Annotated in this window: 9 protein-coding genes and 3 pseudogenes; 9 read left to right on the top strand and 3 right to left on the bottom strand. The window is 70.5% G+C overall.

Annotated features, from left to right (window positions below; translation table 11 throughout):
• Positions 1 to 519: 519 nt before the first annotated feature.
• The 6 genes and pseudogenes from ACYVE9_RS07465 to ACYVE9_RS07440 all read left to right on the top strand — a co-directional run bounded on the left by ACYVE9_RS07465 (position 520) and on the right by ACYVE9_RS07440 (position 5056).
• A complete protein-coding gene (locus ACYVE9_RS07465; protein ID WP_461026937.1) occupies positions 520 to 894 on the top strand; it encodes a roadblock/LC7 domain-containing protein in 375 nt (124 codons plus the stop codon).
• A 206-nt stretch (positions 895 to 1100) separates the two neighbouring features.
• Positions 1101 to 1445 (top strand): annotated as a pseudogene (locus tag ACYVE9_RS07460) (ArsR/SmtB family transcription factor); the annotation flags it as partial.
• A gap of 274 nt (positions 1446 to 1719) precedes the next feature.
• Positions 1720 to 2163, top strand: a pseudogene (locus tag ACYVE9_RS07455) (VanZ family protein); the annotation flags it as partial.
• An 846-nt stretch (positions 2164 to 3009) separates the two neighbouring features.
• Positions 3010 to 3386: pseudogene (locus tag ACYVE9_RS07450) on the top strand (Tn3 family transposase); the annotation flags it as partial.
• A 111-nt stretch (positions 3387 to 3497) separates the two neighbouring features.
• Entirely contained in the window at positions 3498 to 3845 is a 348-nt protein-coding gene (locus ACYVE9_RS07445; RefSeq protein WP_461026936.1) for an ArsR/SmtB family transcription factor, read from the top strand.
• Entirely contained in the window at positions 3842 to 5056 is a 1215-nt protein-coding gene (locus ACYVE9_RS07440) for an MFS transporter (RefSeq protein WP_461026935.1), read from the top strand. The genes ACYVE9_RS07445 and ACYVE9_RS07440 overlap by 4 nt, the downstream gene beginning before the upstream one ends.
• 370 nt (positions 5057 to 5426) lie before the next feature.
• Here ACYVE9_RS07440 and ACYVE9_RS07435 read toward each other — a convergent pair whose 3' ends face one another.
• The gene (locus ACYVE9_RS07435) at positions 5427 to 6302 is read right to left on the bottom strand and encodes a TauD/TfdA dioxygenase family protein (RefSeq protein WP_461026938.1); all 876 of its coding nucleotides are present in this window, start codon (positions 6300 to 6302) and stop codon (positions 5427 to 5429) included.
• Between the two features lie 985 nt (positions 6303 to 7287).
• On the opposite strand from ACYVE9_RS07435, the gene ACYVE9_RS07430 reads away from it, so the two are divergent.
• Positions 7288 to 7929 (top strand): TetR/AcrR family transcriptional regulator, encoded by a 642-nt coding sequence (locus tag ACYVE9_RS07430; protein ID WP_461026934.1) that lies wholly within the window; start codon positions 7288 to 7290, stop codon positions 7927 to 7929.
• Between the two features lie 144 nt (positions 7930 to 8073).
• On the opposite strand, the gene ACYVE9_RS07425 is transcribed toward ACYVE9_RS07430, so the two are convergent.
• A complete protein-coding gene (locus tag ACYVE9_RS07425; protein ID WP_461026933.1) occupies positions 8074 to 8352 on the bottom strand; it encodes a hypothetical protein in 279 nt (92 codons plus the stop codon).
• 219 nt (positions 8353 to 8571) lie between these two features.
• On the bottom strand, positions 8572 to 8775 hold the full coding sequence (locus tag ACYVE9_RS07420; protein ID WP_007265804.1) for a cold-shock protein: 204 nt from the start codon (positions 8773 to 8775) through the stop codon (positions 8572 to 8574).
• A gap of 240 nt (positions 8776 to 9015) precedes the next feature.
• Between ACYVE9_RS07420 and ACYVE9_RS07415 the strand changes: the two genes are divergently transcribed.
• Positions 9016 to 9918, top strand: coding sequence for a menaquinone biosynthetic enzyme MqnA/MqnD family protein (locus ACYVE9_RS07415; RefSeq protein ID WP_461026932.1), 903 nt, complete (start codon positions 9016 to 9018; stop codon positions 9916 to 9918).
• A 147-nt stretch (positions 9919 to 10065) separates the two neighbouring features.
• Positions 10066 to 10973, top strand: a 908-nt coding sequence (locus ACYVE9_RS07410) for a serine/threonine-protein kinase (protein ID WP_461026931.1), incomplete at its 3' end; no start/stop codon positions are given.

The following is a 10973-nucleotide window of genomic DNA, read 5'->3' as shown; positions in this document are numbered from 1 at the left end:
TGGGTGCCGGCCGGCACGCCGGCGGTGAGGGTGAGGGCTGCCGCCAGGCTGCCCAGGGTGCGGCGGACACGTGGGCCGCGGTCGGTCGGGGCCCGTCGGCCCGTGCGGTTCGTGGCTGGGGTGGGGACTGGCAACGCTGGCTCCATACGGATCTCCCGACGGGGGTGCTGGGTGTGGTGGGGACCGTACTGAGCAGGCAGCGCGGCCCCGGCTGACCCGGCAGCTCAGTCTTGTTGACCGGATGTCTCAGAGCCGGATGACGCGCCGCCACGAAGGCGGTAAGCACCGGGTGCGGTGCCGTCCTGCCGGGGAACGCCCGGTGCGAGGAGGTGTCCAGGGCGCCGCCCGGACGCCGCGCGGGGCGCGCATCGTACAGCGGTCCGAGCCGTTCAGAGGGATCACCCGAATACTCATCCGAACACCCCGCGACGCTGCGTAGTCTCCAGCCCACGGCTCTCTCGGTGCGACACGCGCCGAGCGGGCCGCCCCAACCGTGCACTACGAGGAGTGAGTTGCGGAATGGCGAACGTGGAGACGTCCCTCAAGGAGACGATGGCGTCGATCGAGGGCAGCGTGGGAGCGGCCCTCGTCGACTACACGAGTGGCATGGCCCTGGGCTCGGTCGGCGGTGGCAAGGACCTGGACCTGACGGTCGCCGCCGCGGGCAACACGGATGTGATCCGTGCCAAGGTCCGGACGATGGAGCACCTCGGGCTCAAGGACGAGATCGAGGACGTGCTGATCACCCTCGGCACCCAGTACCACCTCATCCGGCTCATCAAGGGGCGTGGCGGCAACGGGCTCTTCCTGTACCTGGTGCTGGACAAGCGCAACGCCAACCTGGCGATGGCGCGACACCAGTTGAAGCGCATCGAGGCTGAGCTGGAGGTCTAGCTCCCCAGCCGAGCCTCCCGGTCCCCGCGCGCCCACGAGTTGAAAACTTCTTCAATTCGACACATCTTGATTCGATCAATGTCAGGGGGGCGCGGGGCCGGCAGGCGGCAGGATGGGACGCACCTCGCCTCCTGCTCCGCCTCGGCGGGAGGCGCCCTGGCCGCCGCCCGGAGAGGTCACCGTCTAGTCCGGCAGGAGAGTTCACGATGCAGGTACCCCTGTACCAGGCCAAGGCGGAGTTCTTCCGCATGCTCGGGCATCCGGTCCGCATCCGCGTCCTCGAACTGCTCCAGCACGGACCGGTGTCCGTACGGGACCTGTTGAACGAGATCGAGGTCGAGCCCTCCAACCTGTCCCAGCAACTGGCGGTGCTGCGCCGGTCCGGGATCGTGGTGTCCACCCGGGAGGGCTCCACCGTCAACTACGCCCTCGCCGGCGGCGACGTCGCGGAACTGCTTCGCGCCGCCCGCCGCATCCTCACCGAACTGCTCGCCGGTCAGAGTGAACTGCTCGCCGAACTCCGCCAGACCGACCCCCGCCCCGGCGACCCGGGCGAAGGAGCCTCGGGCGGGCCCGAGGACGCCGAAGCGGTGGGCGGCGGCGACGACGAGGTCACCGGCGGAGTCAGCGCAGGCGCATCCGCCCCCCTCGGCCCCCGCGGAGGCGCCGAGGCACCCGGCCGAGCCGCACCCCCGGCCTACCGCACAACCGGCTGACGCCACGGCCGGGCACGGTCGCTCCGAACAGACACAGACCGCACAAAATCATTGAGGGCCCGTCACGCGCCCAGCCGGGCCCTTGCCTGTTCCAATTGAAAGCTCCCCCATGTTGACTGCCGTCTTCCGTGGCCACGGAGACTTCGTTGCCACGGCCGTTGCCCTCACCCTCTTCGCCGGGGGCATCGCCTACGTGGCAGCGCGCGCCCGTGCCCGCCGCCCCCTGGTGACGGCCCTCTGGGCAGCGTCCACCGTCGCCACTCTCTCCCTCACGCTGTGGACGACCGGTGGTGCCGGCCCTCCGCAGTGCGTCATCAACAAAGACATCTTTGAACCGTTCGGAACTGTGCAGGGCCAGCTCAACGCCGGCATGCTCGTGCCATTCGGTCTGCTGGGCATGCTTGCCATCCGACGCCCATCCGTCATGGTGTCCCTGAGCATCCTGTTCCCCGCTCTGATCGAAACCGCCCAAGGGCTGGTTCCCTTCATCAGTCGCCTGTGTGACACCAGCGACCTCATCGCGAACACGTCCGGTGCCCTGTGTGGAGTGGTCATCGGCGCTTTCGTCAACAGGCGGGACTGGATGGTGCCCTCCTCGGCGGTCCGCGTCGGCCGCTCACCTCTCATCGGCTGCGGCGTTCTCGCAGGGGTCCTGGCCGGTAGTTGGCTGATCTGGATGGAGCCTGTCGTGATGGACAGGACGGTGTCCCACACAGTCGCGACCACTGCGCAGAAAGCCGCTGTGGAGGAGGCGCTCCGCGACGCCTTCGGCGGTCACTACACCGCTGATTCGGTCGACTTCACGCCTGGCGAGGGAAACGCTGGCTCGATCATGGCGCAATTCAGCGCGGGAGCCGCTGAGCTCTCCTGGCCCGACGGCGAGCAACTCAGCGTCCACCTCATCCCGGGGCGGGTCGAGCAGGGCCACACCTTCCCCGTCCCCGGCATCAGCGGACCGGTCCGATCGGACGAGGACGCCGAACGTGTAGCCGTTGCCTATGCCCGGCAGTTCGCACCGTGGGGTCTCAGTGGCTCCGAGACCGACGTCCAGAGAGTTGACGGGCGGGAAGACCTGGGCTGGCTTGTCAGTTGGCGCCGTTGGGATGGGGATGTGCTGCTTCCCATGCGTCTGGATGTCGTAGTCGACTCCGACGGCCACGTCAGTGATCTCATCTCCCGCAAGATCAACGACCCCAAGTCACCACCGAAGGTCAACGTCCCCGAACAACAGGCGTGGGAACCCTTCGGCAAGCACTTCGGTCAAGCTGCCCGCCATGCCGAACGCAGCGAACCCACTCTCCTGGCAGCGCGCCGCGGTGGGGCTCGGCGAGACCCTGCCGCGCGTCGAGCGGGCGTCGGCGAAGCTGGCTACCGCCTTCCAGGTCGTGTTCAGGTGTTCTCCCGGGCCGGCGCCGACCAGGCGTTCCCCTCGGTCACCGGCGGCGAGGCGAGGCTGGCGGACCTGCACGTCACGATCGCCGCGCTGTTGGTCGCCCACGGCTGCGACGTCGGCCACACCCCGGCTCTGCGCGGCACGGACGCGCCGAAGTACGGGCGGCTGGCCCGCGTCGACCAGACCTGTCTACGGCTGGCGACCTACCGGGCCGCGAACGCTGCGCATCGGGCACCAGGCGTCCATCGGCCGTGCGCAGGCGTGGGGCGGGGGCCTGGTCGCCTCGGTGGACGGGATGCGGTTCGTCGTCCCAGCCTCCAGCGTGTACGCGCGGCCGAAGCCGAAGTACTTCGGCCGCCGGGGTGGCGCGACATGGCTCACGGTTCACCACCCGCCGCTGAACCATCGGCGCGGATCCGTGCCTCCAGGGGTTGATCGTTCGAGAATTTTCGCACTATATTCGTGCGGGAATTACCGAACGATTGGAGTGCGCCATGGCTGCCGCCCGCACGTACCACCATCCCGACGCAGATGAGATCGCGCTCCCGCGCGTGCTGTTCGCGCTCAGTGAGCCCCTGCGCCTGACGATGGTCCGCATCCTCAGCGAGCACGGGGAGGTCGACAGCCTGGAGCTCGGACCCGACCTGCCCCGCTCGACACTGACCCACCACACGAGCCTGCTGCGTGAATCCGGCGTGGTCTTCGTCCGCGCCGAGGGGCGCAAATGCATGATCAGGCTGCGCGCCGAGGACCTCGAGACCCGGTTCCCCGGCCTGATGCGGACCATCCTGGCCGGCTACGAGGACGAGGGCACGGCCGGCACCGAGGAGGGTGCCGCGTGATCGGAAAGGTCTGGCCACTGGTCGTCGCCGCGGTCTCCCTTGGCATCGACGCCTACGTACTGGCCGGTGTCCTGCCGGACATGGCGGACTCCCTGGCCACCACGGCCGGTGCGATCGGACTGGGCGTCACCGCGTTCACCGCCGCCTACGCGGCCGCGGGCCCGTTCCTCTCCCGTGTCCTGGTCGGCAGATCGACACGTGCCGCGCTGCTGGTCGCACTCGGGGTGTTCAACCTCGGCAACCTCGCCACCGCGCTGGCACCCACCCTGGGCGTCTTCCTGACCTCCCGCGTCGTTGCGGGGGCGGGGGCCGGCGTGCTCACTGCGGTCGCCACGGCGACGGCCGGAGCCCTCGTGGCCGACCACGAACGGGGGCGCGCGATGGCACTGGTGACCTTCGGACTGTCCACGGGAACCGTCGCCGGCGTGCCACTGGGCATGCTGATCGGCGAACAGGTGGGATGGCGCGGGACCATGGGCTTCGTCGTGCTCATCGGCGCCCTGAGCATGCTCGCCCTCGCCCTGCGCTCCGGCGCGCTGCCCCGGCTTCCCGACTCCCGCAGGGCCGGGAACGGTGCCGTGCTCAGGAACCCACGCGTCGCGCTCGGCATCGCGCTGTCCTTCGTCCTGGGGCTGGCCAGCCTCGGCCTCTACACCTATCTGCTACCGATGGCCGGCGAAAGCGGCCTGCACGGCTGGGGCTTCGCACTCGTGTGGGCCTGGGGCATCGGCGGCGTACTGGGCTCCGGTCTGATCGGCAGACCGTTGGACGCGCTGGGCCCGAGGCGGCTGATGCCGGTCGTGCCGGCCTTCCTGCTCGCCTCCTTCCTCATCGTCTGGCTCTTCGACGATCCCGCGGCATGGCTGGTCGCCACTGCGGTGTGGGGCGCGAGCGGCTGGATCAGCGTGCCCGTCCTGCAACAGGCACTCACCCGCGACCGAACCGAGCAGGCCATGCCCATCGTCGCCTTCCAGATGGCCGCGATGTACCTCGGCTCCGCCGCCGGATCGGCCCTGGGCAGCGCCCTGCTCGCCGGGGGCGTCCCCGCCGACGCACTGCCGGGATGGGCCGCACTGGCCGTCGCGGGAGGCATGGTGCTCGCCGTACTGGTCGCCCGGCTGACCCCTCGGTCCGCACCCGACGAGCAGGGCTCCATCGTCCCGCGGACCCCGACGGCGCAGCACACGCCGGCTGAGTCAAGCTGCTCGTAGCAGCCCAGGCACGAGCGGTGTCCCGCCGCCCGGGGTGGATCAGCGTGGGTTGCTGCCGGGGGCGGGCAGGCTGGTCAGCGCCTTCCCGGTCGGCAGCTGTACGACGGTGGCACCGCTTCCCCCTAGCCGCAGATAACAGGGCCGCTTCGCGTACGGCCCGGAGAACGTCGCCGCAGGTGACGGATCAAGCTACCGCGGATATTGGGGCGTGCTCTGGGGGCGACTTCAGACCGACCACGCCGCCAACGGCCCACCGGTCTCCCACCAGGGTCGACGAGGGGTCAGCGCACGATCCGACACCGACGTTCCTCAAACCCCGAACCCCGTCGAGGAGATCATCGCGACGTGGCCGGCCGCACGCGACGGGCTGTCAGTACGGGCGGTCGCCTGCTATCGCGACCCGTTCGGCGACTCGGCGGTGCGGGGCGTAGTCGTCGACCGCGTAGTGCTGGGTGGCGCGGTTGTCCCAGAACGCCACGTCGCCGGCCTGCCAGCGGAAGCGGACCTGGTACTCCGGGACGTGTGCCTGCTGTACGAGGTAGCGCAGCAGGGTGTCGCTCTCCTTGCGGTCCATGCCGGTGATCCGGGTCGTGAACGAGGTGTTGACGAAGAGGAGTTTGCGGCCGGTCTCCGGGTGGGTGCGCACCACGGGGTGCTCGACGGGCGGGAACGCCTCCTGCAGCGGAGCGAGTCGTTCGGGGCCGTAGAAGCGGGCGAAGCCGGGTATGAAGTCGTGCACCGCGGTCGCGCCGTCGATGCGCTCCCGGATGTGCCCGGGCAGGTTGTCGTAGGCGGCGGCCATGTCGGCCCACATGGTGTCGCCTCCGACGGGAGGCACCTCCCGGAGTTGCAGTACGGCTCCCATCGCGGGCTTCTCCCGGAAGGTGACGTCCGCGTGCCACACGTTCTCGTAGGTCGGGGTGGCGCTGCCGCCCTTGTCGAACCGCACGACTTCCGCCGCCGAGCCGGTGGCGAGCAGGGGGTTGGTCTCCAACTCGCCCCAGTGGCCGGCGAAGGCCCGCTGCTGGGCGGAGCTGATGTGCTGGCCGCGGAAGAAGAGGACCTTCCACTCCAGCAGGGCCCGGTTCAGCTCCTCGCGCACTGCGGGTTCCAGCGGCCGGCGGAGATCCAGACCGCGGATCTCCGCCCCGATGATCCGTCCTTGCGGCACCAGTTCGAAGCGCTCGTAGGGCCGATCCTGCCAGTCGTCGGGAACACGCCGCAGGACACGGCGGCCCTCGAACATGCCGCCCTCGGGCACCCGGGCCTCTCGGAGTCGCAAGCCGCCACCCGGCGCACTCACGGAGTCCGACGAGCTTTCGGTGTCCGGCGAGTTCGTGGTGCCCGGTGATGTGGGTGAGCCAGGTGGGCGGGTGGGGGCCGGGGAGTCCGCGTGGACGGAGGAGCGCGTGGAGTCGGCAGGGGCGGGGATGCTTGCCCGACGGGCGAGTGGCGAGGCTACGTCCGTTGGTAGCGAGGAGGCGGGGGTCGGAGAAGCGGCGGGGGCGGACGCGGGGCCGGTGGTGACGGCGGTCATCGAAGCTCCTGGGTGCGAAACGGTGTGCCTGGACAGCCCGCGCACCGCGCACGAAGAAGAGAGCAGAAAACGGTTCAGCGAACGAAGCGGCGGCACGCGGGGCGGGGCGCCCACCGCGAAGCGGCCGGGCGCGGATTCCGCAGCTATCGGCCGGACCGCTCGCACCCGTCCCGGTCCGGGGCGCAGATGGGCCCCTCCGTGACGAACGAGTGCTGGATCATGCCGACAGTGTGGGAACCCGGCGGTCGTCCTGTCAATTCGCCTGCCGGGCCAGGTGAACTCGCCGGCGGCCGGACTGGGTGGGCGGGTGTGCTGCGGGGTGTCTGCATGATGCGTGGCGCGGCCGACGGCGTGGCCTCCGTGGTCGGACCAGCCCGGAGGGGCGGGCCCCGGGGGAGCTTTCGTGCCCGACGCGTCGACCTTCCCAGTGGCCCTCCCCGCGGCGTCCGTAGCGGCGTCCACAGCGGCGTCCACATGTGCGGCGGCGGTGTGGTTCTCAGGCATCACGAATCACGATTCCCTTCGGACAAGTGGCGGGGCGGTAGGGGCGACACGCGAAAGAACAGCAGGCAGCACGGGCTGGGATCGCCCTGGGTGCTTATCGGGGAGTGCTCCCCGGTTAGAACCATAACAGAAGTGGGGACTCCTCTCCACATCGTTCTGCGGTTGCGTTGCGGCTGTTAGGGTCCTGGCCATGAGGCGCGACGCGGAACGCAACCGGGAGCTGATCCTCGAAGCGGCGCGCGAGGTCTACGCGGAACAGGGCGTCGAGGCGCCGCTGGACGTCATCGCCCGGCGGGCGGGCGTCGGCAACGCCACCGTGTACCGCCGTTTCCCCGACCGGGCCACGCTGATCGACGCGGTGTTCAGCGACGCCCTGACGGCGACGTTGCACCTCAGCGAGGAGGCTCGCACCGCTCACGACCCGTGGCGCGGGCTGACCGCCTACCTGACCCGGATCTTCGAGGGGCTGGCAGCCGACCGCGGCGCCAACGACCTGATGACGACCAGGGTCGAGGGCATTCCCTCGCTGGACGCCCTGCACGTCCATCACCGTCACACCATCGAGTTGCTGCTCACGCGGGCCCAGCAGCAGGGCACGGTCCGCACCGACGTCACCACCGAGGATCTGCAGCTCGCGCTCGCCGCGTTGGGGCGCACGGTGCCGGCGGCCTCCGCGGTGGTCCGCGACTCCTGGCGCCGTCACCTGGCCCTGGTGCTCGACGGGCTGCGTGCGACCGCCGCCGTCGAGCCGCTGCCCGAACCCTCCCTCAACGACGAGCAGTTGACCGAGGTGCTGCACGGTCTCACCCCGGCAACCGGCGGCATCCGCTGAGGTAGGACCCCGAAAACCGAGCCCGAAAACCGAGCCCGGGAGCCGAGTCCGAACCGTGCGCGACGCAGGACGAGCAGCAGCGCGGCGGCTGCCGCTGCCACTGTGACGCGGAGTTTCCGCTGACGGGACCAGACGACGACCACCTCAGGACGCCTGCTGTGCCCGTCCCGGGTCCTTCGGCGGCTCGACCGGATGGGAGTGGAGGGGACCCTCGTAGGTATCCCGGTGGGAGAGGTCGAAGCGGCCCGGTCGGCTGCGCTTCCGCTCGGTGTCGGTCCGCAGGCAGCGCACGACGCGCAGCTCCAACAGGTCCACGGTGGAGCTGTCGTGGCACGCCAGACGCAGTTGCGGGTCCAGCGCGGAGCGGCCCGTGTGCCGGGCCATCGCCTCGTGCACGTCGTTCTCGGACAGCCGGTCAGCCATGATCGCTCGTCGCCTCTCCCGGGCGGCGGGGCCGCGCGCAGGTGGCAGCGTACGGGCGGGTCCGACCACCCTCAAGAGGCGTGCGGCGGAAGCCATGTTGCGCCCCGGGCGTGCGCTGGACAGTGCCGCGGGCAGGGCCGGAAAAGGCCGGGCAGGAAAAGGCAGGAGCCCCCGCCGTCGGCGGGGGCTCCTTGTGTGGCGTAGATCAGACCGCGGCCGTCAGGCCGGGGTGACGTTCTCCGCCTGCGGGCCCTTGGGGCCCTGGGTCACGTCGAAGTTCACCTGCTGGTTCTCTTCGAGCGAGCGGAAGCCGCTCGCGTTGATCGCCGAGTAGTGCACGAAGACGTCGGGGCCGCCGCCGTCCTGTGCGATGAAGCCAAAGCCCTTTTCGGCGTTGAACCACTTGACGGTTCCGGTAGCCATAAGCCCTCCCTGGGCCTATAAGGGTCGCCCTGCTCCAGAACCTGCAAGAAGTCTGAAAACGACGAAAGCCTGCGGTTACATGCTCCGCAGGCTCTGTACTGCAAGGGAAACCAAACTGCAACTTGCGGCGAGCCTAGCACGGTCCCCGGGGGCTGGGGAAGAGTCAAATGATCTGTTGATGTTGCCCTGGTCACGAGCCTGCCCGTCGGTCCCCGGAGGTCCGGGCGTACCCTCCCCAGTGTGAGCGTGCAGCCGAGTCTCCCCAGGTCCCGCCCCCGCGTCGGGCACATCCAGTTCCTGAACTGCCTGCCCCTCTACTGGGGGCTCGCGCGGACCGGGAGTCTGCTCGACCTGGAGCTGACGAAGGACACCCCCGAAAAGCTGAGTGAACAACTGGTGAACGGCGATCTGGATATCGGACCGATCACTCTGGTGGAATTCCTGCGCAATAGTGACAGCCTGGTCGCCCTGCCCGATATCGCGGTCGGCTGCGACGGCCCGGTCATGTCCTGCGTGATCGTTTCCAAGGGGCCGCTGGAGGGGCTGGACCGGGAGCGGGTGGCGCTGGGATCGACCTCGCGCACGTCCGTGCGGCTCGCGCAGCTGCTGCTGGCCGAGCGGTACGGCATCAACCCGCGGTACTACACCTGCCCGCCCGACCTGGGGCTGATGATGCAGGAGGCGCAGGCCGCCGTGCTGATCGGGGACGCCGCGCTGCGGGCCTCACTGCACGACGCCCCCCGCCTCGGCCTGCACGTCCACGACCTCGGCGAGATGTGGAAGCAGTGGACCGGGCTGCCCTTCGTCTTCGCGGTGTGGGCCGTGCGCCGGGACTACCTGGCCGCCCAGCCGCAGACCGTGCACGAGGTGCACCGGGCGTTCCTGGCGTCCCGCGACGTGTCGCTGGAGGAGGTCGGCAAGGTCGCCGAGCAGGCGGCCCGCTGGGAGGCGTTCGACGCCGAGCTGCTGGCCCGGTACTTCACCACGCTCGACTTCCGCCTCGGTCCGGAGCAGTTGGCGGGCATCACCGAGTTCGCCCGTCTCACCGGCCCCGACACCGGTTACCCCTCGGACGTACACGTGCACCTGCTCGGCACGAACCCCGCCCCTCCCACGAACCCCGCGGGCCCCACGGGCGCCTGAGCCCCGCCGCCCGGGCGGCCTTCCGGCGGGCCGTCCGGGCCCTACGCTGATCCGGCACAGGCAGGCACGGGCACGCACGTGCCGGCACGGGTGTGGTCGGTCCGTGCGCGCCAGGGGTGCCGGGCACAGGGGGAGGGCGTCGCTCAGATGGAACCGCTCGCAGCTGACGATCCGCGCAGCATCGGCGACTACCGGTTGCTGCGGCGACTCGGTGCCGGCGGTATGGGCCGGGTGTTCCTGGGGCGCAGTCCGGGCGGTCGGACCGTGGCGGTGAAGGTGGTGCACGTCCACTTCGCCGCCGATGACCAGTTCCGGGAGCGGTTCCGGCGGGAGATCGCCGCGGCCCGCAGGGTCGGGGGGCAGTGGACCGCGCCGGTGCTGGACGCCGACGCCGAGGCCCCGACGCCCTGGGTCGCCACCGGGTACGTCGCCGGTCCCTCGCTCCAGCAGGCGGTCGGTGCCCACGGGGCGATGGCGGAACACGCGGTGCGGGCGCTGGGGGCCGGGCTCGGTGAGGCGCTGGCCGCCGTGCACGGACGGGACCTGGTGCACCGTGACGTGAAGCCGTCCAACGTGATGCTCACCCTGGACGGGCCGCGGTTGATCGACTTCGGCATATCGCGGGCTATGGACAGCACCGCGTCGCTGACCGGCACCGGGGTGTCCATCGGTTCGCCCGGTTACATGTCCCCGGAGCAGGTGCTGGGGCGCGAGGTCGGGACGGCCACGGACGTCTTCTCGATGGGCGCGGTGCTGGCCTTCGCCGCCACCGGCCGCCCGCCCTTCAGCGGGGACAACTCGGCGACGCTGCTCTACAAGGTCGTGCACGAGGAACCCGAGCTGCACGGACTGCACGGCGAGCTGCGGGAGGTCGTCGCAGGCTGCCTCGCCAAAGTGGCCGCGGATCGTCCTGCCGCCGCGGAGGTCGCCCAGCGGCTCTCCGGCGGAGCGGGGGCCGCGGCCCTGACGGCGCGGGGCTGGCTGCCCGCGCCTCTGGTCGAGGGGGTCAGCCGACGGGCGGTGGAGCTGCTGGAACTGGAGGCGGAGCCGCTGGC

The sequence above is a fragment of the Streptomyces sparsus genome, from assembly GCF_054776295.1.
Note: the sequence above shows the minus strand (reverse complement) of the source record. Positions and strands in the feature narration are given on the sequence as shown.